The sequence below is a fragment of the Micromonospora sp. NPDC000121 genome (assembly GCF_042899165.1).
In the GTDB taxonomy this organism is placed as follows: Bacteria; Actinomycetota; Actinomycetes; order Mycobacteriales; family Micromonosporaceae; genus Micromonospora.
On record NZ_JBIAZP010000006.1, the window covers coordinates 297376 to 321141 of the forward strand.

Consider the following 23766-nt stretch of genomic DNA (forward strand, 5'->3'; position numbering starts at 1 on the left):
CTGCGCTCACTCATAGCGGATCCTCGGGTCGAGGGCGGCGTAGAGCAGGTCCACCAGGAGGTTCATGAACAGATAGACCAGCACCAGGACCACCACGATGGAGACAACCGTAGCGCTCTCCTTGGTGACGATCGCGCGGAAGACCTGGCGGCCGATCCCGTTGATCTGGAAGATGCCCTCGGTCACGATCGCGCCGCCCATCAGGGCACCGAGGTCGGTGCCGAGCAGCGTGACCACCGGGATGAGGGAGTTGCGCAGCAGGTGCACCCCGACCACCCGGCGCATGGGCAGGCCCTTGGCGATCGCGGTGCGGACGTAGTCGGCGCGCCGGTTCTCGGCGATGCTCGTCCGGGCGACCCGGGCGATGTACGCCATCGAGGCGCTACCCAGCACGAAGCCGGGCACGATCAACTCCGAGAGGCGCATCTCGCTGGAGACGGTGGGCTTGATGATGCTCCACTGCACGCCGAGCACCCACTGGAGCACGAAGCCGATGACGAAGATCGGCAGCGCGATCAGGAAGAGGCTGGAGACCAGGACCAGGTTGTCCAGGAAGCCGTTACGGCGCAGGCCGGTCAGCACACCCGCGGTGAGGCCGATGAGCGCCTCGATGACGAGGGCCACCAGGGCCAGCTTCAGGGTGTTCGGGTACGACGTGGCGATGATGTCGCCGATCTCCCGGCCGCCGAACGTCTGCCCGAAGTCGCCCTGGAACAGGTTCTGCATGTAGTTGCCGTACTGCACCCAGATGGACTGATCCAGCTTGAACTTCTCGGTCATCATGTTGACGTAGCTGTCCGGGCAGGCGCGGTCGCCGCACTTGCCGGCGAACGGGTCGCCGGGCACCGACCAGACGAGCCAGTAGATCAGGAACGTCGTTCCGATGAAGACCGGGATGAGTTGGAGCAGCCGTCTCAACAGATAACGGCCCATGGGGTGGTCCTCCAGACAGGGGGCGCGTCGGACGGCCGACACGGGGATGACGGACGTGGCGAGGGACTGTTGTAACACTCCCTCACGGAACGGCCCGGGTCGGGCCCACCGGTAGGTGAGCCCGACCCGGGGTCAGACCGTTCGGATCAGAGCTCGACCGAGGTGAGGTCCAGCTCGCCGACGTTGGTCAGCTCGAGCTTCTTGATCTTCTCCGAGTGGCCGGACTGCTGACCGCCGAAGTAGACCGGGATCGTGGGAACGTCCTGGTCGATGAGGGCGACCGCCTGCGCGAACTTCTCGTGCGCGGCCTCCAGGCTCGGCGAGGAGCTGGCCTCGCGGGCCAGGGTGTCGACCTGCGGGTTGCTGTACAGACCGTCGTTCGAGGAGCCACCCTTCACGTAGAGCGGGTTGACCCAGTTCTCCACGTCCGGGTAGTCCTGCTGCCAGCCGGCGCGGTACATGCCCTTCATCTTGTGGGCGTTGATGTTCTGGCGGAACACCGCGAAGGTCGGCATGCCCTCGGCGCGGGCGTTGATGCCCAGGTTGGTCTTGACCTGCTGCGCGACGGCCTCCATCCACTCCTTGTGGCTGGCGTCGGCGTTGTAGTACATGACCAGCTCGCCGGTGAAGCCGCCGGCCTCGGCCAGAAGCTTCTTGGCCTCCTCCGGGTTGAACTGGCAGGCGGTGCAGTTACCCGGCTTGGCGCCCGGGGTCAGCGGGTTGGCCCAGCTGTCGGCCGGCTTCCGGTTGCCGAAGAAGATCTTGTCGCTGATCTCCTGGCGGTTGATCGACAGCGAGATCGCCTTGCGCAGCTTGGCGTTCTGGAAGCGCTTGTCGTAGATCGGGAAGGCGATGATGCCGGTCGACGGGGTGGTCGAGGAGACCGCCCGCTCGCCCAGGTCCTGCTTCCACTTGTCGCCCGCGAGCGAGGAGACCGGGACCTGCTGCATGAAGTCGATGTTGCCGGCGAGCAGGTCGTTGTAGGCCGCCGTGTCGTCCTGGTAGATCTTGACGGTGACGTCCTTGATCTTCATCTTGTCGCGCAGCGTGTAGTCGTCGAACCGCTGCAGCTTGATCTGGACGTCGTCTTCCCACGACACGAACTTGACCGGGCCGTTACCGATCGGCTTCTTGCCGAAGGCCTCGGCGCCCTGGGTGAAGAACGCGTCCGGCAGCGGCATGAAGGTGCTGTAGCCGAGCTTGGTCGGGAACACGGCGGTCGGCGCGGCGAGCGTGACCTCGAAGGTCCAGTCGTCGACGACCTTCAGGCCGGTCATCTCCTTGGCCTTGGGCTCGGGGGCCTTCTGCGGGCCCTCGGCGCCGTCCGGGTCCTCGGTGTGGACGTCGGCGAAGCCCTGGATGTCGGCGAAGAAGCTGCCGTTCTGCGCGCCGTTCGGCGAGTAGGCGCCCCAGTTCCAGGCGTCCACGAAGTTCTTGGCCTTGACGGGGGTGCCGTCGTGGAACTTCGTGTCCTTCTTGATCTTGATCGTGTAGACCTTGGAGTCGGTCGTCTCGATCGACTCGGCGAGAGCGTTGCGCGGAGCGCTGCCGTCGTTCGGGTACTCGACCAGACCGGTCCACATCCAGTCGATGATCTTGCCGCCACCGGTCTCGGTGGTGTTCGACGGGACCAGGCCGTTCTCCGGCTGGGTGCCCTCGATCGTGATCGCGCCGTCGGCGCTGGCGCCGGCGTCGCCGCCGTCGCTGTCGCTGCTCGAGCAACCGGTCGCGACGAGCGCGAACGCCGCGCCCAGCGCGACCGCGCTGCCTGCCCGCTTCGAGACTCTCATTCCGAGGGGCCTCCTCTTTCTAACCTGGTTCCGTCGTGGGTTTCACGCACGCAAGGGGGGTGACGCGTCCGCCGGCCCGCAGTGCGGGACGCCGGTTTCACCGCAGTGAAATCGGGACAAGCAGTTGTACCGATCCGCCGGGCCACCCCGCCAGCCGGGGTCGGCACCGCGCACGCGAGACCACCACGGGGCACCGTCGACAGACAGCGGCCGTGGTCATCGAGCCGTACGGAGTGCCTCACTCGAGGGGCGAGGTGCTGCCACTGTGACACTTACCGGCCCGTTCCGTGAAGGTGCCGTTATCAAGCCGTTAGTTGCCCGCCACGTTGCCGATACTTGAAAAAAGATCATGAACGGTCCTGGTCGTACCGCTCTGAGCAGGAAAGATACGTTCTGCGGGAGGGCGAAGCCAGGCGTACGCTCGACGTTTGTGAGCTTCCCCGCGTCTGCGCCCGCACTTTCGGACGTCGTCCGGGCACTGGCAGTTTTTGCCCATCCGGACGATATCGACTTCGGCTGTGCGGGCACAATGGCCAACTGGGTGGACGAGGGGATCGAGGTCGTCTACCTGATCGTCACCCGGGGCGAGGCCGGCGGCTGCGGCAGCACCCCGCGCGGGTCGGTGACCCGGCTGCGGGAGGAAGAACAGCGGGCGGCGGCCGCCGCGGTCGGGGTACGGCAGGTGGAGTTCCTCGACGGGTACGTCGACGGCGCCCTCGCCCCGGCGCTCGACCTGCGCCGGGACATCACGGCGGCGATCCGCCGGCACCGGCCCGACCGGGTGCTGACCACCTCGCCGCTACGCCGGTGGGAGCACCTCGCCGGGCCGGGCCACCCCGACCACCTCGCCGTGGGCGAGGCCGCGACCTGCGCGGTCTACCCGGACGCGCGCAACCCGTGCGCCCACCCGGAACTGCTGGCCGAAGGGCTCCAGCCGTGGGTGGTCCGCGAGATCTGGTACGCCGGCGGCCCGGCGCCGGACCACGCCGTCGACGTCACCGGGCAGTACGCGCGCAAGGTCGCCGCGATGCGGGCGCACCACTCGCAGACCGCGCAGATGGACGTGGAGACCTGGGTGCGGGACCAGCTCACCACGGCGGCCGGCGAGGCCGGGCTGCCGGCCGGCCGGATGGCCGAGGCGTTCACCGTGCTGCGTACCGGGTGACCGAACGGGTCCGGCCCCGGCACCGCGCGGGGCGGGCGCCGGGGCCGGGGCCGCGGAACGGACGTCGGTCAGGCCGTGAAGCGCAGCTTGCGACGGCGGACCACCAGCACGGTGACCGCACCGGCGGCCAGCAGCGCCACGCCGGCCGCGATCGCGGCGGCGATCGGGGAGCCGGTCTGCGGCAGGTCCCCGCCGTTGCTGGCGGGCGAGGTCGACGGGGCCGGGCTCTCGACCGGGGCACTCGGCGACGGCGACTCGGCCGGAACGCTCGGGGACTCCGCCGGAGCGCTGGGCGTGGGCGACCCGGTCGGGGCGGCGGCGAAGGTGGCCCGGGCCTTGGCGGTCACGGTCTCACCGGCGCTGCCACCGAGGATCAGCTTCTGCGCGGCCCGCTCGCCGGTGAACAGGAAGACCCGGCCGAAGGAGACCGAGCCTTCGGCGGAGACGGTCGCCTCGACCTCGCCGGCGGCGTCCGCGGTCAGCCAGAACTGCCCGCCGTTGGTGGTCGTGGTGACCGACTTGCCCTCGGCGTCGACCGCCGAGCCACCGCTGACCGTGACGGTGATGTCGCCGGCCGGGCCCTTGACCGTGAACGGGCCGGCCTTCTCGCCGACCGTGGCCTTCACGCCGGCCGGGTCGACGCTCAGCTCGGCCTTCGGCTCCGGCTGGTCGGTGGCGTTGGCGACGAGGTAGTCGTGGACCTTCTTGATGACGGCGTAGGACTGCTCGGCGTGCTCGCCGGCCTGCGGGAGCAGGCCCGGCTCCCAGTCGCCGAGGGTGACGCCGTCGCTGAAGTGCCAGACGGCGGTCTGGGTGCCGAAGTAGAGCAGGTTGTCGGCGGCGGAAGCGGTCACGCCCTGCGGCACGGTGGCGCCGGCCGCGGCCAGGAGCTTCGCCTTGTCGGCGTTCGGGTAGCCGTGGGTCAGCACCCACTGCACCTTGCCCAGGTTCGGCACCCGGGACTCCGTCCAGGTGTCCTCGGCGTACGTGCCGCCGATCGCCACCTGCGTGCGGTAGTCGATGCAGAACGCCGGCGCCCACTCACCGTCGATCTTCAACCGCAGCTGCGACGTGGTCTTATCCACGCCGTTGAGCTTCAGCGTGAGCTTCGTGCCCTCAACCGACCCGGCCACACCGGTCGTTTCGGCGGCGGCCGGCGCGGCGAAGCCGAGCGCCAGCGCACCACCGGCGACGGTCGCCAGGGCGATTCGCGCCCAGCGCCGTCCTCGTTTTCCGAACATCGGATTCGCGTACCTCTCCCCAGGGGTACCCGCTCACGGCGGGTGAGTGAAGCCGCCGTTCCCGCGGGTTCGCACCACCCGCACGCGAGAACGCGACGGGGCATTATGGGACGCGAATTGATCGTTTGTCAGCCCCTGCGAGGCAGATTCGTCACTTCCGCCCGAAATGGTGGGAGAAAGAAGTGGATCACACGAGCCGGCGGTCGGCCGCCCAGCGGGACAACTCGTACCTGTTGGACATCTGGAGCTTGCGCAGCACGTTCGACACGTGGGTCTCGACCGTCTTGATCGAGATGTAGAGCTCCTTGGCGATCTCCTTGTAGGCGTACCCCCGGGCGAGCAGCCGCAGCACCTCGCGCTCGCGGTTGGTGAGCTGGTCCAGCTCCGGATCGGCCACCGGCGCGTCCGGACGGGCCGCGAACGCGTCCAGCACGAACCCCGCCAGCCGGGGGCTGAACACCGCGTCGCCGTCGGCGACCCGGCGGATCGCGGCGGCCAACTCATCCGGGGAGATCGTCTTGGTGACGTAGCCCCGCGCGCCGGCCCGGATCAGCCCGATCACGTCCTCGGCCGCGTCCGAGACGCTCAACGCCAGGAACTTGACCTGCGGGTGGGTACGCCGCATCGCCTCCAGCACCGCCCGGCCGCCGCCGTCCGGCATGTGCACGTCGAGCAGCACCACGTCGGGCAGCGTGGCGGCGATCCGGGTGACGGCCTCGCCGACCGTGCTCGCCTCCCCCACCACCTCGACGTGCGCGCCCAGCTCGGCGCGGACCCCCGCGCGGAACATGGCGTGGTCGTCGACGAGGAAGACCCGCAGCCGCTCCGCGCCGGCACCCGCTTCCTCGACCGGTCCCATCGACTGCTCGGTCATCACTTGTCCCTTTCCGCCGTGGACGAGTCCCGGGAGATCGGCAGGATCAACCGGACCTCGGTCCCCTCCCCCGGCTCGGACCGGATCTCCGCCCGGCCTCCGTGCCGCTTCATCCGCCCGATGATCGAGCCCCGGACGCCATGCCGGTGATCCTCCACCGTAGCCGGGTCGAAGCCCTTCCCCCGGTCCCGGACGAAGACACTGACCTGCTCCGGCTCGACCTCGGCGTACAGCGAGACCGTCTGTACCCCGGCGTGCCGGGCGGCGTTCACCAGCGCCTCGCGGGCGGCGGCGACCAGCGCGCCCACCCGCTCGTCGGTCTCCCGGTCGCCGACCACCACCGCCTCGACGGTGATCGCGAAGGTGTCCTCGACCTCGGCGGCGGCCTGCTCCAGGGCGGCGGCGAAGCGCTCGGTCGGCGATCCGGTGGGCTTGTAGAGCCAGTTGCGCAGCGAGCGTTCCTGCCCCCGGGCGAGCCGCTGGACCGTCTTCACATCGGCCGCGTTGCGCTGGATCAGAGCCAGCGTGTGCAGCACCTGGTCGTGCACCATAGCGGCCAGCTCGGCCCGCTCCTGCTCGCGGATGCGCCCCTCGCGCTCCGAGCGGAGCTGGTTCCACGTCCGCCACAGCACCGGCGCGGCCACCACCCCGACCCCGGCGAGCCCGACCAGCGCGAAGATCACGCCGTTGAGCACCGCGTCGAAGTTCTGCGCCGGGGAGTAGACCGCGGCGACACCGATGATGCCGACCGCGACCAGCACCCCGCCGCCGATGAACCGCAGCACGAAGGCCCGCCGGTCGCTCTCCTCCACCACCGCGCCCAGCCAGGGCACCGGCATGGAGTCGCCCCACTGCCGCCGCCGCTCCGGCGCCGACTGGTGCCAGATCACCCCGGCGCCGACCGCGATGATCGCGACGAGCCAGCCGGCGGTGCCGGCCGCGCCGACCGAGTCGAAGAGCATCACCTGCACCATCAGCACGCCGAGGCCGATCGCCACGAACGGCAGCAGTTGGGCGACGTCCCGACGGGGCGGCACGCCGGTGTCGCCGGGCCGCAGCGGCACGACCGCCCAGAAGGCCGCGTAGAGCAGCAGGCCGAAGCCGCTCAGCCCGAGCAGCACCATGAAGGCGAGCCGCACCCGGCGCACCGAGATGCCGAGGTGGTCGGCGATGCCGGCGGCCACCCCGGCGGCCATCCGGTGCTCGGGGGCGCGGTAGAGGCGAGGTGGCTGGGTCACGGCGTCGATCGGAGGCTCCCTGGTCACGACTGGCACGGGCCGGCGGCCGTCCGCTGCCGGCGCCGGTTCGATCGTCACACGCTGCGCCGCCACCCCACCACGGGGACGCCCCCGACATTCCGGCCGCCGGGATCTCAGGGTGGGGTCAGGGTCGGGTCCTGAGGTCGTCCGGGCGGTCGGGGCAGCAGGATCGAGGGCATGACCGAGGAAGCTGCCCAGTCCCCCCGTCCCGGGGCGGCACAGCCGGGTGGACCGCCACCCGCCGCGACGCCCGCCGACGGGCCCGCGTCCACCGCCTTCGGGGCGCCGCCGGTGGCCGCGCCGGGCGCGGCCGGGTGGACGCCGCCGCCCGCCACCGGACCGGGCGTGGATCCGGGCGCCGGGCCGCAGCCGCCGTCCGGCGGCGTCGGCTTCACCTCCCGGTACGGGCTGGTCCGCCCCCGCGACGGTCGCTACCTGGCCGGCGTCTGCGCGGCGATCGGCCGGGCCACGAACACCGACCCGGTGCTCTGGCGGGTGCTCCTCGCCGTGCTCGGCTTCTTCGGTGGCATCGGCATCCTGGTGTACGTCACCGCCTGGCTGATCATCCCGGGCGAGGGGGACAGCGCCTCCCCCGTCGAGTCGATGCTCGGCCGGGGCCGCTCCAGCATGTCCCCGATCACCGTGATCGTGCTCAGCATCCTGGTCGCGATCAGCTTCGGCTACATCGTCACCGACGCGTTCCGGGCGGTGCTGCTCGGCGCCACGATCCTGATCGGCGGGGCGCTGATGCTCAACCGGGACAACCGGGGCACCGGGGCCACGCCGGCCGACGCGGTCCCGCCCGCACCGCCCGCCCCGCCCGGCCCGGTACCGCCGGTCGGCTATCCCGCGCCGGCCGCGTACCAGGCCCCGCTGAGCGTCGCCGTGGCGCCCGGCGGGACCCCGGCCCCGGCCACGCCCGCGGCTGGCGTCCCGGTCGCCGGCCAGCCGGCCGAGCCGACCGCCGAGCTGCCCGCCTGGCCGCCGGCCGCCCCGCCCGCGCCCGCTCCCGTCCCCGGGGGTACGCCGACCGCCGGCTGGCCGCCGGCCGCGCCCACGTCCGGCTGGCCCGCCCCGACCTCGGGGGGCGCACCCGCCCCGGCCGGCCCCGCGCCCCTGCCGCCGGGCTACCGGCCCCCGTTCGCCCCGCACGGCCCGTACGCCGGCCAGGCGGGCATCCCGCCGCAGCCGCCGAAGCCGCCGCGACCGCCGAAGCCGCCGAAGCGCCCACGTGAGCGCTCCCCGCTCGGCGCGGTGACCTTCTCGTTGATCTTCCTCGCCCTCGGCGCGGTCGCCGTCGTCGACCTGCTGGACGTCGCCGACGTCGGGGCGTCGGGGTACTTCGCCGCCACCCTGGCCACCATCGGGTTCGGCCTGCTGGTCGGCACCTGGTTCGGAAGGGCGCGGTGGCTGATCGCGCTCGGCGTGGTGGCCGCCGCCGCCCTCGGGGTGGCCACCGTCGCCGAGTCCTACGACCGGGTACGGGGCGTCGACGGCAACGTCACCTGGGCCCCCACCGACCACCGCGACCTCGCCGTCCGGTACGAGAACAGCTTCGGCGACGCGGTCCTCGACCTGCGGGCGGTCGACTTCGACAAGAAGAACACCGAGATCACCGTCTCCGTGAACTTCGGCGAGTGCACCGTGGTGGTGCCGCCGAACGTCGACGTCACCACGGTGGCCGACGTCAACGCCGGTGACGCGGTCGTCTTCGGCAAGCGCTCCGGCGGGCTGGACGGCCCGCTCCGGGAGACGGTCGACCTGGGCGCCGACGGCGCCGGCGGCGGCACGCTGCGCCTCTACGTCCACATCAACGCCGGCAACCTGGAGGTGACCCGGTGAAGGCCCACCGCACCGACATCGTGTCCTTCGCCTTCGGGCTGATCTTCGTCGGGCTCGCCGCGTGGTGGCTGCTCGCCAAGTTGCTCGGGCTCGCCCTGCCGCCCGTCGGCTGGTTCCTCGCCGGCGCGCTGATCCTGATCGGTCTCCTCGGCCTGGTGGGCGCGCTGCGCTCCGGGCGCTCCGCCGCGAACGCCCAGGGCGTCGCGCCCACCCCGGACGAGGTCGCGCCCACCCCCAGCCAGCCGGCCGCCGGGCCCGGCGGCGACCAGCCGGACCGGCTCCCCACCGAGGTCGACCCGACCCGGTGGGACCTCGACCGGCCGGCCCCGGCCGACGAGCCGGCGGCATGGGGCACCGGGCGGTCCGACTGGGGCGGGCGATCCGAGTGGGACGTGTCCGCGCCGATGTCGGGCGCGCCGACGGTCGGCCCACGGACCGGGGACGACGCCGACGAGTGGCCGACCGAGGCGGTCACCGACGCCCGCGCCGACGCGGTCGAGGACCGGCCCGCCGACGAGGACGACCGGCCGGGCCCGGTCGGTGGTGCGCCGTCCGGCGAGGAGCGCCCGCGCGGCTGACCACAGCGGTGCGGCGCGCCTCCGCAGCCGCCTATGCTGGCCGGTGGAGATCTCGCCTCCGCCGGCCGGCCCGCGCCGACCTGGCCGCCGAGCCGGCCGGACTCGCCGTCCGTGGCGGTCCCGCCGTGATTCCCGTCTCTACCCCGTCAGGAGCCCGTCCGACATGACGCAGTCCCCCGCCGTGCGCCCCGCCGGCCGCTCCGGTCCGGTCCGCATCGGCGAGCGAGCCGCCCGTACCCTCGTCGCCGAGCTGGCCCGGATGAACGACCCGAAGGCCGCCCTGCTGGTCGGCGCGACGCCGGAGTCCGCGGTACTGGCCGCGGCGATCGAGGCGCTGCTGCCCGGCGACACCCTCACGCTGGTGCCCGCCGGGTCGACCAGTCCCGGGGCGCTGCGGGAGCACGTCACCGCCCAGGGCCGCTGGGTCGCCGACCGGGTCCGGGTGGTCGACACGCTCACCGAGGCCGAGCCCGCCGCGGTGGTCATCGCCGGGGAGCCGTTCACCGGCACGGCCGACGAGACCCGTGGCGCCGTCGAGGCCCTGACGAAGTACCTCACCGACGGCGCGGTGCTGAGCGTGGCGACGACCGCCACGCCGGGGCGCACGGCGGGCGCGGCGGCGGAACTGGACCGGCAGGGCGCGCTGTACGGCGTGGGCACCGACCTGGTACTGCGCAACACCCCGCCGCTGCGGGTGTACCGGCTCCGCTTCACCCCGGCCGACGCCGCCTCGGCGGCGTCGCTCGCCCCGGCGTACCGCCCGTCGAGCGTGCCGCTGACCCGCGGCATGCACATCGACTCCAACGGGGTGGCCGCCGCCGGCATCACGCTCGGCCTGGCCGCGCTGGCCCGGCTCGCCCGGCCGAAGTCGAAGCTCTGGCTGCTCCCCGCCCTGGCCGCCGCCCCGGTGGCCGCCTTCTTCCGGGACCCGGAGCGCGACGTGCCGGAGGACCCGTCGGCGGTGGTCGCCGCGGCCGACGGCCAGGTGCTGTCGGTGCAGCGGCTGCACGACGAGCGCTTCGGCGAGGGCGAGTGGCTGCGGGTCGCGGTCTTCCTCTCGGTGCTGGACGTGCACGTCAACCGCGCCCCGGTCGCCGGCAAGGTGGTCGACTACTTCGTCGCCGACGGCGGCTTCGCCAACGCGATGAAGCCGGCGGCGGAGCACAACGTCGCCGCGTACACGGTGCTGGACACCGCGCACGGCACGGTGGTCGTGGCGCAGCGCACCGGCCTGATCGCCCGGCGGATCGTGCAGCGGGCGCCGATCGGCGCGCTGCTGGCCAGGGGCGAGCGGTTCGGGCTGATCCGGTTCGGCTCGCGCACCGACGTCTACCTGCCGGCCGACGCCGCCGAGCCGCTGGTCGGGCCCGGCGACAAGGTGGTCGGCGGCTCGACCGTCATCGCCCGCTGGCGCTGACCTTGACGGACACGAAAGGGGCGCCGCGGGATCGCGGCGCCCCTTTCGGCGTACGTGGGGTCAGGCGGTGCGGCGCTGGCGGAGCCAGAGCACCGGGCCGCTGACCAGGTAACCGACCACGATCAGAGCGAAGGTGAGCCGGATGTCGATCAGCGCGCCGATCACCGGAGCCAGCCACACCCACGGCGGCAGCTTGACCAGGCGGGCCAGCTTCGCGTACGGGAAGCTGGAGACCATGGCGAAGGCGAGCAGCGCCACGCCGGCGACCTGGACCGTGCCCGGCACCGGCAGCCCGATGGCGACGGTCAGGGCGAGGACGGCGGCCGCCATCGTGGTGGGCACCCCGCAGAAGAACCGGCCGTCCTTCGGCGAGACGTTGAACCGGGCGAGCCGGATGGCCGCGCACGCCGCGACGAGGGCGCACGCCACCGCCGCCGCCGCGGTGGAGACCGACCCGGCCAGCGAGGCGTAGACCACCACGGGGGCGGCCAGGCCGAACGAGCACATGTCGGCCAGCGAGTCCATCTGCGCGCCGAACGGGCTGGCCACGCCGAACTTGCGGGCGAGCGCGCCGTCGAGGCCGTCGAACACCACGCAGGCGATCAGGAACAGCGCGGCGACCCGCACCTCGCCCTGCATGGCGAGGAAGATCGCCAGCATGCCGAGCATCAGGCTGCTGAGCGTGCAGGCGTTGACGACCGCGAACTTCATCCGGCGGGCGACCGTCCGCTCGCCGGGGAGCAGCGGGATCGCCCTGGCCGGCTCGTCGACCGGGGTCGCCGGGGGAAGGGCGGGGCTGACCGGGGCGATCGACGTGACGTCGCCGCGCTCGAACCGGTTCAGACCGTAGCGGCGGCGCGGCCGGTCGGCGTACCGGTGCTCGGGCAGCGACAGGTCGGTGGCGCCGCGCAGGTCGCCGTCGCGGCGGCCCACCCGGACCAGCAGCACCTGCCGGGCGAACGTGCTGCTGCGGCGCAGGGGGCCCGCCCAGCGGCGCCCGGCGGGGCGCGGACTGTCAGTGGTACGACGCCGGCGCCATGGGGCTCTCGGCACGTTTCCTCCATCACCGGATCGACTGACCGCCACGGGGGCGGGGTGTCCGGCTGTCTCGTGCCGGACCTTTCTGGCCCGGCAGCCATTTTGCGGAGTACACCATCGCATAGGGGAACGGGGATTGGCGATAGCTGCCGGCGGTACTTATATCTCCCTTAAACCGCGCGAACCGCTCTCATATTCCCATCCCGGGCTCCATCGCCCGTTTCCTCCACCAACCCCACATCGAATGTACCGGACGCCCTCGCCACCGGCTCGGCGAGCGACCGCCGCCTGCTCGATGTCCGATTACGGACCGTCGTCGTCAGCGGGACCGGTGGCCCAGCGCCAGGGCGGCGATCTCGGTGAGCGGCAGCCCGGCGAGCTGCTCGGGGGTGAACCAGCCGGCCCGGGCGGTGGAGCCCCCGGCCAGCTCCGTCACCCGCGGCTCGGTCGGCGCGTCGACCGCCACCCGGTAGATCACCCGGATGCCGTGCCAGTCCAGCGGGCGCCCCTCCGGGCCCAGCGCGGCCGGGTTGTGCAGGTTGTCGACGCCAACCAGCTCGACCACCCGGCCGAGCTGGCCGGACTCCTCGACCAGCTCGCGCAGCAGGGCGGCCACCGGCTGCTCCCCGTGGTCGGTGCCACCGCCGGGCAGGTGCCACCGGCCGGCGCCCGGGTAGCCGTCGGCGATCATGGTGAGCAACACCCGCCCGGCCGGGTCGGTCACCAGCCCGTACGCCCCGAAGCGCTGCCGCCTGTCGACCGGCGGCGCGCCCTCGCGGGGCAGCGACCGGGGCAGGCCCGCCGGCAGGGGCGTGACGGGGAGGCCGAGCACCTCGGCGGTGAACGGCATCAGCGGCACCGCCGACGCCTCGTCGGGGGCGAACCAGGCCAGCTCGTCGCTGCCGCCGGCCGGCTCGGGCCGTGGTTCGCCGCCCCGCGCCGTGACGTCGAAGACGAGGCGGTCGGTGTGCACCGCGACGCCGGAGTCACGGAACGTGGTCACGTCGGCGAGCACGGCGCGCAGCCCCGTCACCTCCACGGCGAGGCCGGTCTCCTCGGCGAATTCGCGGACCACGGCGTGCGCGGGATCCTCCGCGTGCGCCAGCCCGCCGCCCGGCAGCTGCCAGACGCCGGGGAACGGGCACGAGGCCGATCCCCGGGCCAGCAGCACCCGACCGCCGGCGCCCCGGCACACCCCGTACGCCTCGACCCGCCGCCGTTCCTCCACCCGCCCGTACTCCCCACCCGCGCCGACCCACCCCGTCGATCATGAGGTTAGCGGCAGCGGAGCCGGCGTGCCGCCCGGTCGACCTCGCGATCGAGGGACGGGCGGGAGAAGGGGCGCGGACCGGGTCAGGCCAGGCGGGCTGCCTGGACGGCCTCCGCCGTGACCTCGGTCAGGCGGTCGGTGGGGAGGGCGCCCAGTTCCTCCCGGGCGAACCAGCGGGCCTCGCAGGTGGAGCCGCCCACGTCGGCGACGGTGGGCGGGGCCGGCTTGTCGACCACGACCCGGTAGAAGGCGCGGACGCCGTGCCAGTCGATCGGGTAGCCCTCCGGGCCCAGGGACGCGGCGTCCCGGTGGCTGGCCACGCCGAGCAGCTCCACGAGGCGGCCGGTCTGCCCCGTCTCCTCGACCAGCTCCCGGATCAGGGCCGCGCCGGGCTGCTCGCCGTAGTCGGTGCCGCCGCCGGGCAGGTGCCAGCAGCCCGCGCCCGGGTAGCCGTCGGAGACCCGGGTGAGCAGCACCCGCCCGTCCGGGTCGGTCACCACGGCGTACGCGGCGAAGCGCTGGGCCCGGTGCAGCCCATCCGGGCCGGGCACGGCGTAGAACGAGGGGAACTCCGGCGGCTCGTCCGGGACGATGTCGGCGGACGAGGCAGGCAGCCCGAGGGCGCGCGCCGTGAACGACCGCAGCGGCAGCTGGCGGGCCTCTTCGGGGGTGAACCAGCGGGCCAGGTCGGTCGGCCGGTCGACCCGGTCGGCGAGCGTCCCGCCCCGGACGGAGACGTGGTAGATCAGGCGGTCGGTGTGGATGGTGATGCCCCGGTCCGGCAGCGCCCGCATGTCGGCCAGCACGTCGTGCAGGCCGTCGACGGTGACGGAGAGGCCGGTCTCGGCGGCGGTCTCGCGGACGACGGTGTGGTTCGGGTCCTCACCGTGGTCGACCGCCCCGCCGGGCAGCGACCACGTGCCGGGGGTGCCGGAGCGCTCCGAGGCGCGAACCAGCAACACTCGGCCGACCGAATCAGCACAAACTGCGTATGCCGCGATCCTGCGGAGCGGCTCCAGCATGGTGGTCACGGGGCCAAATTCTCCCCGGCCAGCGTTACCTGCATCGAAAAGAGTCAGATTCCTGACTCAAGGCTCGCGTCTCAGGGGCAGGTCAGGGTAGGGCTCGGGGCGGTCACCGAGGTCGGTCGGGTCGGCGGCGCGGATGGTGGAGGCATGACACCCACCACCTCTTCCCAGCCCCCGTACAAGCAGCTCCGTCGCCCCGTCACCGACCGCATGGTCGCCGGGGTGGCCAGCGGCCTCGGCCGCTACTTCGCCGTCGACCCCACGCTCGTCCGGGTGGTCTTCGCGGTCGCCGGACTGCTCACCGCCGGGGTCGCGCTGCTCGCGTACCCGATCATGTGGTTCCTGATGCCCGAGGAGCCGGCCGACGCCCCCGCCTGGCCACACCCGCCGCAGGCCGCGCCGCCCACGGTGGCGCAGCCGACCGTGGCGCAGCCCACGCCGCCGACCTACCCGCCGGGGGCGTGAGGCCCGGTCACTCCCACTCGATGGTGCCCGGCGGCTTGCTGGTCACGTCGAGCACCACCCGGTTGACCTCGGCGACCTCGTTGGTGATCCGGGTGGAGATCTTCGCGATCACCTCGTACGGCAGCCGGGACCAGTCGGCGGTCATCGCGTCCTCGCTGGAGACCGGGCGCAGCACCACGGGATGCCCGTAGCTGCGCCCGTCGCCCTGCACCCCGACGCTGCGCACGTCGGCGAGGAGCACCACCGGGAACTGCCAGACGCCGCGGTCCAGGCCGGCGGCGGTCAGCTCCTCGCGGGCGATCAGGTCGGCCTGACGGAGCAGGTCGAGGCGCTCCCGGTCGACCGCGCCGATGATCCGGATGGCCAGGCCCGGCCCCGGGAACGGGTGCCGCCAGACCATCGCCTCGGGCAGGCCGAGCTGGAGGCCGAGCGTCCGGACCTCGTCCTTGAAGAGCGTGCGCAGCGGCTCGACCAGGGCGAACTTCAGGTCCTCCGGGAGGCCGCCGACGTTGTGGTGGCTCTTGATGTTGGCGGTGCCGGTGCCGCCGCCGGACTCGACCACGTCCGGGTAGAGGGTGCCCTGCACCAGGAACTCCACGTCGCCGTGGGCGGCGACCTCGCGGGCGGCGGCCTCGAAGACCCGGATGAACTCCCGGCCGATGATCTTGCGCTTCTGCTCCGGGTCGGTCACCCCGGCCAGCGCGCCCAGGAACCGCTCCTGCGCGTCGACCACCTTGAGCTTGATGCCGGTGGCGGCGACGTAGTCCTTCTCCACCTGCTCGGCCTCGCCGGCGCGGAGCAGGCCGTGGTCGACGAAGACGCAGGTGAGCTGGTCGCCGATCGCCTTGTGCACGAGCGCGGCGGCGACGGCCGAGTCGACGCCGCCGCTGAGGGCGCAGATGACCTCCTTGTCGCCCACCTGCTCGCGGATCCGGGCGACCTGCTCGTCGATGATGTTCTCGGGCGTCCAGGTCGGCTCGATGCCGGCGATGTCGTAGAGGAAGCGGCGCAGCATCTCCTGGCCGTGCGCGGTGTGCCCGACCTCCGGGTGGAACTGCACGCCGGCCCGGCGGCCGGTCAGGTCCTCGAACGCGGCGACCGGCGCGCCCGCCGACTCGGCGGTCACCGTGAAGCCGGCTGGCGCCTCGGTGACGCAGTCGCCGTGGCTCATCCAGACCGGCAGGTCGTCCGGCAGCTCGCGGAGCAGCACGCCGGCCTCGGGGCGGGCGTGCAGCGGGGTGCCGCCGTACTCGCGGTTGCCGGTGCGCGCCACCGTGCCGCCGAGCGCCTGGGCCATCGCCTGGAAGCCGTAGCAGATGCCGAAGACCGGCACCCCGGCGTCGAACATGCCGGCGTCGATCTGCGGGGCGCCCGGCGCGTAGACGCTGGACGGGCCGCCGGAGAGGATGATCGCCGCGGGCTCCTTGGCCAGCATCTCGGCGACCGGCATCGAGTGCGGCACGATCTCCGAGTAGACGTTGGCCTCGCGCACCCGGCGCGCGATGAGCTGGGCGTACTGGGCTCCGAAGTCCACCACGAGGACGGGGCGAGGCGTGCTCATGTGCAGAAAGCCTACCCACCCGCGCCTCCGCCCCGACCCCGGCCCGCCGCACGTCACACCACCGCGCGCGATCTTGGGCCGTTCGCGCCGACAGGCGGTTCGAAAACCACCCACCCGGGGTCGAAGGTGCGGCGTCGCGGGAGGTCAGGGGCGGAGGGCGCCGGGGGCGTGCGGGGGCACCGCCGGGTGGCGCGGGAGGACCGGGTCCACGCGGGCGTACGCGGAGCCCAGGGGCGGGCGGGGGTCCTCCTCGCCCTTGTTGGGCCAGAAGGACATGGCACGCTCCGCCTGGGCGGTGATGGTGAGCGACGGGTTCACCCCGAGGTTCGCCGAGACCGCCGCGCCGTCGACCACGTGCAGCCCCGGGTGGCCGAAGACCCGGTGCCACGGGTCGACCACGCCGTCGGCCGGGGTGGCGCCGATCACCGCCCCGCCGAGGATGTGCGCGGTCATCGGAATGTCGAACGGCTCGGTGAGCGCCCCGCCGGGCGTACCGCCGATCTCCTCGGCGAGCAGCCGGGCCGCCTGGTTGCCCGCCGGGATCCACGTCGGGTTGGGCACGCCGTGCCCCGGCCCGGAGACCAGGCGCCACCCCAGCGGGCCGCGCCGCAACCGGGTGGTCAGCGAGTTGTCCGCCGACTGCATCACCAGGGCGATCACCGTCCGCTCCGACCAGTCGCGCACCGACAGCAGCCGGGCCGCCGTGCCGGGCTGGCGCAGCAGCGCGCCCAGCCAGCGGCGCACCCGGTGCGGGCCGCCGTCGACCAGCAGCGACTGGAGCAGCCCCATCGCGTTGGAGCCCCGCCCGTAGCGGACCGGCTCGATGTGGGTCTGCGGGTCGGGGTGGAACGAACTGGTGATCGCCACCCCCTCGGTGAAGTCGAGCCCGTCGGCGCGGGCCCGCCGGCGGGGCACCGAGGCGCCGAGGATCGCCTCCGAGTTGGTCCGGGTCAGCTCGCCGAGGCGGGGCGAGAGCGCGGGCAGCGCCCCCTCGGCCCGCATCGCGTGCAGCAGCCGCTGCGTGCCGAGGGCGCCGGCCGCGAAGACGACCTGGTCGGCCCGGACCACCTGCCGCCGCGCGCGCAGCCAGGCCCCGGTGCGCACGGTGTGCACCGCGTACCCGCCGCCCTCGGCCGGGCGGACGGCGGTCACCGTGGTCAGCGGGTGCACCCGGGCGCCGAGCCGCTCGGCCAGCCACAGGTAGTTCTTGACCAGGGTGTTCTTCGCGCCGTGCCGGCAGCCCGTCATGCACGCGCCGCAGTGCGTGCAGCCGGTGCGCTCCGGTCCGGCGCCGCCGAAGTAGGGGTCGGCGACCCGCTGGCCGGGCCGGCCGATGTGCACGCCGACCGGGGTGGCGTGGAAGGTGTGCCCGACGCCCATCCGCTCGGCCACCACCCGCATCGCCCGGTCCGCCCGGGTGACCACGGGGTACGCGGTGACGCCGAGCATCCGCTTCGCCTGGTCGTAGTGGCGGGCCAGCTCGTCGCGCCAGTCGGTGATGTCCCGCCACTGCGGGTCGGCGTAGAAGGCGTCCAGCGGCTCGTAGAGGGTGTTCGCGTAGACCAGCGAGCCACCACCCACCCCGGCCCCGGAGAGCACCAGCACGCCGCCGCCGGCCTTTCGGTCGGCCGGTCGCAGCAGGGTGAGCCGCTGGAGGCCGTAGCAGCCGAGGCGGGGCGCCCAGAGGAAGCGGCGCAGCCGCCAGGAGGTCTGCGGGAACTCGTCGTCGGCGAAGCGACGCCCGGCCTCCAGCACACCGACCGTGTAGCCCTTCTCGGCCAGCCGGAGCGCGGTGACGCTGCCGCCGAAGCCGGACCCGATGACGACCACGTCGTACCGCATGAACGCATCATTACCGCTGAGTAGCCATCGCGCCAGCACCGGGTTTCGCGCGATCATGCTCCGGTCCGTCGATCCGGGGACGCCCACCCGAACCCGGGCCCGGAGTCCGAACGTTGTTCCACACGGGGGGTGTCGCATGGCTCAGGGGACAGGGGCGCAGCGCCCGAGGTGGGTGCTGGGGCTCGCCGCCCTCGCGGCGGTGGTGCTGGTGGCCGCCGGCGTGCTGGTGGTCACCCGCCTCGTCGGCGACGACGGGTCGCGGCGGACCGGCCCGGCCGCCACCGCCACGCCGGCCGCGAGCGCCACGCCGCGGGCGGACGCCACCCCGAGCCCCACCGCGCCGCCGGGCGCCGGCATCACCGGCCCGCTCAACCTCCTGCTGGTCGGGGTGGACACCCGGGTCAGCGTGCCCGGCTGGGAGCCGCACGGCGACGCCGTGCTCGTGGTCCACGTGCCGAAGGGGCTCGACCGGGCGTACCTCTTCTCCCTCCCCCGCGACCTGCTGGTCGACATCCCGGCCTTCCCCAAGGCCGGCTACGGCGGCGGGAAGACCAAGCTCACCCACGCGATGAGCTACGGCAGCCGGGTGCCGGGCAAGCCCAAGGAGCCCAGCGCGGCCCAGGGGTTCGAGCTGCTGCGCAGCACGGTCAGCGGCTACACCGGGCTGCGCTTCGACGCCGGCGCGGTGCTCACCTTCAACGGCTTCGACAAGCTCGTGGACGAGCTGGGCGGGGTGGACCTCTACATCGACCAGCGGGTGGTCTCGCTGCACCGCCGCCCGGACGGCCGGCACCGGGAGCCCGCGCCGGGCGGCGGCGGCTACGTCGGGCCGCAGATGGTGTACGAGCAGGGCGAGCGGCACCTCACCGGCTGGCAGGCACTGGACTACGCCCGGCAGCGCTACATCACCGGCGGCGACTACGCCCGGCAGCGCCACCAGCAGCAGCTCGTCAAGGCGCTGGTGACCAAGATCCTCGACGAGAACCTGGCCCGGCAGCCGGAGCGCGTCCAGCGGGTGGTGGACGCGCTCGGCGACACGCTGGTCTACGCGGGCGGGCCGCGGATCGTGGACGTCGCGTACGCCCTCGGGGGGCTGTCGGCGGACCGGTTCGTGCTGGTCGGCCTGCCCGGCGAGGGGGTGGGCCGGGGCAGCGCCTACCGGGGCGAGCAGCTCAAGCCGACCGGCCGGACGTTCCTCACCGAGCTGCGCGCCGGCCGGGCGGACGCGTACCTCGCCGCCCACCCGGAGCTGCGCGTCAAGGGCTGACCGCCGTCACAGCGGCTCGGGCCGGGCGGGGCGCTCGGTGCCGCGCAGCCAGTCGTCGAAGAGGTCGTCGAGTTTCTTGCCCGAGACCTGCTCGGCCAGCGCGACGAACTCGGCCGTGGTGGCGTTGGCGTTCCGCTTCTGCACCGCCCACGTCCTCAGGATCTCGAAGAACGCCTTGTCGCCGACGGCCACCCGCAGCGCGTGCACGGTCATCCCGCCGCGCTGGTAGACCGACTCGCTGAACAGGTTCGACACCCCCGGCTCGCCCGGCGGCGTCCGCCACACCTGGCCGGACGAGCCGGCGTACCGGTCGTCGAACGCCTGCTGGGCGGTGCGCCCGCCGTCGTGCTCGGCCCAGAGCCACTCGGCGTACGTGGCGAGCCCCTCGTTGAGCCAGATGTCCTGCCACCTGGCCAGCGACACGCTGTTGCCGAACCACTGGTGGGCCAGCTCGTGCGCGACCACCCCGGTGTTCTCGCCGCCGCGGAAGAAGCCCGCCGAGTAGACCGGGCGGCTCTGCGTCTCCAGGGCGTACCTGATCCGGGCGTCGGAGATCACCACGCCGCCGTACGCCCCGAACGGGTACGGCCCGAAGACGGTCTCCAGGTAGTCGGCCACCTCGACCGTGTCGGCGATCGACCGGTCGGCCGCGCCCTCCGGCAGGTCCGTGGTGACGGCGTGGAACACCGGCCGTCCCTTGTGTTCGCCCTCCGTGATCCGGAACTTCCCGATCACGACGGTGCTGAGGTAACTCGCCATCGGGCTGCGCTCGGCCCACTTCCAGGTGGTCCAGTCGCCGGCCGTGCTCTGCCCCGCCGGCACGCCGTTGCTGACCGCCGTGAGTCCCTTCGGGACGGTGATCTCGAAGTCGTAGGTCGCCTTGTCCGAGGGGTGGTCGTTGACCGGGAACCACGTGCTCGCCGACTCGGGCTGGCCGAGCGCGATGGCGCCGTCGGCGGTGTGCAGGAAGCCCCCGACGCCGAGGGTCTCGTTGCGCAGCGGCTCCGGCTCGCCCTCGTACGCGATCTCGGCGACGAAGCCGTTGCCCGCGATCAGGCCGCTGGCCGGCGTGACCACCAGCTCGTCGTCCTTGCGGCTGTGCTTCGCCGGGGCGCCGTCCACCGTCACCGATCGCACGGTCAGCCCGGCCAGGTCCAGGTTGAACGCCGACAGGTCCTTCGTCGCCGCCGCCTGGACGGTGGTGGTGCCGGTGAGCCGGTCCTGCTCCGGGTCGTAGCGGACCTTGACCGTGTAGCGGCTGACGTCGTACCCGCCGTTGCCGTAGGTCGGGAAGTACTCGTCGCCGACGCCGGCCGCCCCGGGCGTGAACTGGCGGGCCGCGCTCGACGAGGCGGCGGTCGTGGCCGGGGCCGATTCGTCGGCCGACCCGCACCCGGTCAGCCCGAGTGCCCCGGTCAGCAGCAGGCCGGTGCCCGCGCGCAGAACCCGCCGCGACAGCGTCATCGCCTCGTCCCCTCCCCTGTGCCGCCGGCTGCCGCCGGCGACCCCGCGCCGGACCCGCGCCCCGGCCGATCCGGCGGCAGCCTACCGAGCGTCGCTAGGAGCCGCGTCAGGGCAGGGCGGGGGCGGACCCGCCGACGAGCCAGGCGTCGAAGAACGGGCGCAGGGACTTCCCGGAGACCCGTTCGGCCAGAACGATCAGGTCCTCGGTGGTGGCGTTGCCGCCCCGCCGCTCGGCGGTCCAGGTGCGCAGGATGCGGAAGAACGCGTCGTCGCCGACCGTGCGGCGCAGCGCGTGCACGGTGAGCGCGCCTCGCTTGTAGACGGCCGTGCCGAACAGCCGCGCCCGCCCGGGGTCGACGACCGGGCGGGACCAGTCGGTGGCGGCGTACTCCAGCTCGAAGTTGCGCTGCGCGGTGCGACCGCCGTCGTGCTCCTCCCACAGCCACTCCGCGTAGCTGGCGAAGCCCTCGTTGAGCCAGATGTCGCTCCACCGGCTCAGCGCCACGCTGTTGCCGAACCACTGGTGGGCCAGCTCGTGCGCGACCACCCCCGGGTTGGGCCGGCCGCCGCGGAAGAAGCCGGGCCCGTAGACCGGCCGGGACTGGGTCTCCAGCGCGTAGCCGACCCGGGCGTCGGTGACCACGACCCCGCCGTAGGCGTCGAACGGGTACGGCCCGAACCGGCTGGCCAGGAAGTCGGCGATCTCGCCGGTGCGGGCGAGCGAGGCGGCCTCGGGGCCGGTGGCCGGCAGGTGCGCCGGCACGGCGGTGACCATCGGCTTGCCGCCGTGCGTGCCGGTCTCCACCCGGTAGTCGCCGATCACCAGGGTGGTGAGGTAGCTGGCCATCGGCGCCGGCTCGGCCCACCGCCAGGTCGTCCAGCCGTCGGCGCTCGTCTTCTCCCCCGGCACCCCGTTGCTCAGCGCGGCCAGCCCGTCCGGGACGGTCACCTCGATGTCGTACGTGGCCTTGTCCGACGGGTGGTCGTTGACCGGGAACCAGGCGGCCGCCGACCAGGGCTGCCCGAGCGCGACCGCGCCGTCGGCGGTGTGCAGGAAACCGCCGCTGCCGAGCTGCCCGTCGGCCTTCGTGACCGGCACGCCCGAGTAGTCCACCTCGACCGTGAACTGCCGTCCCCGCGGGAGCCCGTGGCGCGGGGTGACCACCAGCTCGTCGCCGTCGCGCCGGTGCTCGGCGCGGGCGCCGCCCATCGTGACCGCGGTGACGTCGAGGCCGGCGAGGTCGAGGGTGAACCGGGACAGCCCGTGCACCGCCGTCGCCACGACCTTCGCCCGCCCGGTCAGCCGGTCGGTCGCCGGGTCGTACCGGACCGCCAGGCGGTAGTGCGAGACGTCGTACCCGCCGTTGCCGGCGCCCGGCACGTACGGGTCGGCGAGGTCGACGCTGCCCGGGCGCAGGCCGTCGCGTCCGCCCCGCCGGTCGGCGGCATCGGTGGTGCAGGCGACCAGCAACGCGAGCGCCGCCGCCACGGCGACGAGCGTCGGGCGGACCCGGTCAGGAGTACGACGCACCGGCCGAGCCTATCGGCGCGACCGGTGCGTGCGGCGCTTCTTCGTGTTCGGTGCGGTCAGCGGTCGAGGACCAGGCCGACCTTCTGGAACTCCTTGAGGTCGCGGTAGCCGCACTTGGCCATCGCGCGGCGCAGCCCGCCGAAGAGGTTGAGCTGGCCGTCCGGCTCGTCCGCCGGGCCGAAGAGCAGCTGCTCCATCGACCCCAGCGGCTCGCCGGCCACCTCGAACGCGCCCCGGGGCAGGGACGGGTGGCTGGCGGCGGAGTGCCACCAGGCGCCGCCGGCCGGCGCCTCCGCGCAGAGCGACAGCGGCTCGCCGAGCATCACCGCGTCCGCGCCGCAGCCGAGGGCCTTCGCGATGTCGCCCGAGGTCTGGATGTCGCCGTCGGCGATCAGGTGCACGTACCGGCCGCCGGTCTCGTCCAGGTAGTCGCGGCGGGCCGCGGCGGCGTCGGCGATGGCGGTGGCCATCGGCACCCGGATGCCGAGCACGGAGTCCGTGGTCGACCACTCGTCGCCGCCGATGCCGACGATCACACCGGCCGCGCCGGTGCGCATCAGGTGCAGCGCCGTCTTGTAGTCGGTGCAGCCGCCGACGATGACCGGGAGGTCCAGGTCGGCGATGAACTCCTTGAGGTTCAGCGGCTCCTCGGTGGTGGAGACGTGCTCGGCCGAGACGATGGTGCCCTGGATGACCAGGATGTCCACGCCGGCGTCGAGGATCACCGGGGCCAGCGCCAGGGTGTGCTGCGGGCTGACCCGGACGGCCACCGTCCCGCCCCCGGCGCGCAGCTCACGGACCCGCTCGGCGATCAGGTCGGGGCGGATCGGCTCCGCGTACACCTCCTGGAGTCGCTTGGTGGCGCGGGCGTCCTCGCCGAGCGCGGACAGCTCCTCCAGGACCTTCGTCGGGTTCTCGTAGCGGGTCCACAGGCCCTCGACGTTGAGCACGCCGAGACCGCCGAGCTGGCCGAGCCGGACGGCGGACGCCGGGCTCATCGTCGCGTCGGAGGGGTGCCCGACGCAGGGGATGCCGAACTGGTACGCGTCGAGCTGCCAGGCGGTGGAGACGTCGTCGACGTCCCGCGTCCGGCGGCTCGGCACGATGGCGATGTCGTCCAGGTGGTAGCCGCGCTGCGCGGTCTTGCCCAGCCCGATCTCGACCACGTCACGCATGGGGGACTCCAGTTGTCACAGGGGGA

At 73.5% G+C, this 23766-nt stretch carries 18 protein-coding genes and 1 pseudogene; 6 read left to right on the forward strand and 13 right to left on the reverse strand.

The window, feature by feature from the left end; translation table 11 throughout:
- Positions 1-6: 6 nt before the first annotated feature.
- Both ACFY23_RS19670 and ACFY23_RS19675 read right to left on the reverse strand, forming a co-directional pair.
- On the reverse strand, positions 7-933 hold the full coding sequence (locus tag ACFY23_RS19670; RefSeq protein WP_350684236.1) for an ABC transporter permease: 927 nt from the start codon (positions 931-933) through the stop codon (positions 7-9).
- Between the two features lie 146 nt (positions 934-1079).
- Entirely contained in the window at positions 1080-2723 is a 1644-nt protein-coding gene (locus ACFY23_RS19675) for an ABC transporter substrate-binding protein (RefSeq protein ID WP_350684237.1), read from the reverse strand.
- Between the two features lie 430 nt (positions 2724-3153).
- On the opposite strand from ACFY23_RS19675, the gene ACFY23_RS19680 reads away from it, so the two are divergent.
- Positions 3154-3888, forward strand: a complete 735-nt coding sequence (locus ACFY23_RS19680) for a PIG-L deacetylase family protein (protein WP_350684238.1) — start codon at positions 3154-3156, stop codon at positions 3886-3888.
- Between the two features lie 68 nt (positions 3889-3956).
- Here ACFY23_RS19680 and ACFY23_RS19685 read toward each other — a convergent pair whose 3' ends face one another.
- The 3 genes from ACFY23_RS19685 to ACFY23_RS19695 all read right to left on the reverse strand — a co-directional run bounded on the left by ACFY23_RS19685 (position 3957) and on the right by ACFY23_RS19695 (position 7268).
- Complete coding sequence (locus ACFY23_RS19685; RefSeq protein ID WP_350684239.1) at positions 3957-5129, reverse strand: Cys-Gln thioester bond-forming surface protein; 1173 nt, start codon at positions 5127-5129, stop codon at positions 3957-3959.
- A 187-nt stretch (positions 5130-5316) separates the two neighbouring features.
- Positions 5317-6003 (reverse strand): response regulator transcription factor, encoded by a 687-nt coding sequence (locus tag ACFY23_RS19690; RefSeq protein ID WP_350684240.1) that lies wholly within the window; start codon positions 6001-6003, stop codon positions 5317-5319.
- Positions 6003-7268: a PspC domain-containing protein gene (locus ACFY23_RS19695; RefSeq protein ID WP_350684241.1), complete on the reverse strand. Its 1266-nt coding sequence runs from the start codon at positions 7266-7268 to the stop codon at positions 6003-6005. Before ACFY23_RS19695 ends, ACFY23_RS19690 begins: the two co-directional genes overlap by 1 nt.
- A 171-nt stretch (positions 7269-7439) precedes the next feature.
- On the opposite strand from ACFY23_RS19695, the gene ACFY23_RS19700 reads away from it, so the two are divergent.
- The 3 genes and pseudogenes from ACFY23_RS19700 (at position 7440) to ACFY23_RS19710 (ending at position 11099) form a co-directional block, all read left to right on the forward strand.
- The gene (locus ACFY23_RS19700; protein WP_350684242.1) at positions 7440-9104 is read left to right on the forward strand and encodes a PspC domain-containing protein; all 1665 of its coding nucleotides are present in this window, start codon (positions 7440-7442) and stop codon (positions 9102-9104) included.
- Positions 9101-9352 (forward strand): annotated as a pseudogene (locus tag ACFY23_RS19705) (hypothetical protein); the annotation flags it as partial. The gene ACFY23_RS19700 and the pseudogene ACFY23_RS19705, both read left to right, overlap by 4 nt.
- 493 nt (positions 9353-9845) lie before the next feature.
- A complete protein-coding gene (locus ACFY23_RS19710) occupies positions 9846-11099 on the forward strand; it encodes a phosphatidylserine decarboxylase (RefSeq protein WP_350679905.1) in 1254 nt (417 codons plus the stop codon).
- A gap of 60 nt (positions 11100-11159) precedes the next feature.
- Here the strand turns inward: ACFY23_RS19710 and ACFY23_RS19715 are convergent, their stop codons facing one another.
- From ACFY23_RS19715 to ACFY23_RS19725, 3 genes are all read right to left on the reverse strand, one after another.
- A complete protein-coding gene (locus tag ACFY23_RS19715) occupies positions 11160-12077 on the reverse strand; it encodes a CDP-alcohol phosphatidyltransferase family protein (RefSeq protein WP_350679911.1) in 918 nt (305 codons plus the stop codon).
- A gap of 379 nt (positions 12078-12456) precedes the next feature.
- Positions 12457-13365, reverse strand: coding sequence for an NUDIX domain-containing protein (locus ACFY23_RS19720; RefSeq protein ID WP_350679903.1), 909 nt, complete (start codon positions 13363-13365; stop codon positions 12457-12459).
- A 125-nt stretch (positions 13366-13490) separates the two neighbouring features.
- Positions 13491-14438 (reverse strand): NUDIX domain-containing protein, encoded by a 948-nt coding sequence (locus ACFY23_RS19725; protein ID WP_350679901.1) that lies wholly within the window; start codon positions 14436-14438, stop codon positions 13491-13493.
- Between the two features lie 144 nt (positions 14439-14582).
- Between ACFY23_RS19725 and ACFY23_RS19730 the strand changes: the two genes are divergently transcribed.
- Positions 14583-14900 (forward strand): PspC domain-containing protein, encoded by a 318-nt coding sequence (locus ACFY23_RS19730; protein WP_350679899.1) that lies wholly within the window; start codon positions 14583-14585, stop codon positions 14898-14900.
- Between the two features lie 7 nt (positions 14901-14907).
- On the opposite strand, the gene guaA is transcribed toward ACFY23_RS19730, so the two are convergent.
- Together guaA and ACFY23_RS19740 are read right to left on the reverse strand one after the other, a co-directional pair.
- Positions 14908-16461: a glutamine-hydrolyzing GMP synthase gene (guaA, locus tag ACFY23_RS19735; RefSeq protein WP_350679897.1), complete on the reverse strand. Its 1554-nt coding sequence runs from the start codon at positions 16459-16461 to the stop codon at positions 14908-14910.
- A 144-nt stretch (positions 16462-16605) separates the two neighbouring features.
- Positions 16606-18303, reverse strand: a complete 1698-nt coding sequence (locus ACFY23_RS19740; RefSeq protein ID WP_350679909.1) for a GMC family oxidoreductase — start codon at positions 18301-18303, stop codon at positions 16606-16608.
- Positions 18304-18439: 136 nt separating this feature from the next.
- On the opposite strand from ACFY23_RS19740, the gene ACFY23_RS19745 reads away from it, so the two are divergent.
- Positions 18440-19570, forward strand: a complete 1131-nt coding sequence (locus ACFY23_RS19745) for an LCP family protein (RefSeq protein ID WP_350679895.1) — start codon at positions 18440-18442, stop codon at positions 19568-19570.
- A gap of 6 nt (positions 19571-19576) precedes the next feature.
- On the opposite strand, the gene ACFY23_RS19750 is transcribed toward ACFY23_RS19745, so the two are convergent.
- The 3 genes from ACFY23_RS19750 to ACFY23_RS19760 all read right to left on the reverse strand — a co-directional run bounded on the left by ACFY23_RS19750 (position 19577) and on the right by ACFY23_RS19760 (position 23740).
- Positions 19577-21034 carry a M1 family metallopeptidase gene (locus ACFY23_RS19750; protein WP_350679893.1) on the reverse strand — a complete coding sequence of 486 codons (1458 nt, stop codon included), beginning with the start codon at positions 21032-21034 and terminating at the stop codon, positions 19577-19579.
- A 106-nt stretch (positions 21035-21140) separates the two neighbouring features.
- Positions 21141-22565, reverse strand: a complete 1425-nt coding sequence (locus ACFY23_RS19755; RefSeq protein ID WP_350679891.1) for a M1 family metallopeptidase — start codon at positions 22563-22565, stop codon at positions 21141-21143.
- Between the two features lie 56 nt (positions 22566-22621).
- Positions 22622-23740: a GuaB3 family IMP dehydrogenase-related protein gene (locus ACFY23_RS19760; RefSeq protein ID WP_350679889.1), complete on the reverse strand. Its 1119-nt coding sequence runs from the start codon at positions 23738-23740 to the stop codon at positions 22622-22624.
- Positions 23741-23766: the final 26 nt, after the last annotated feature.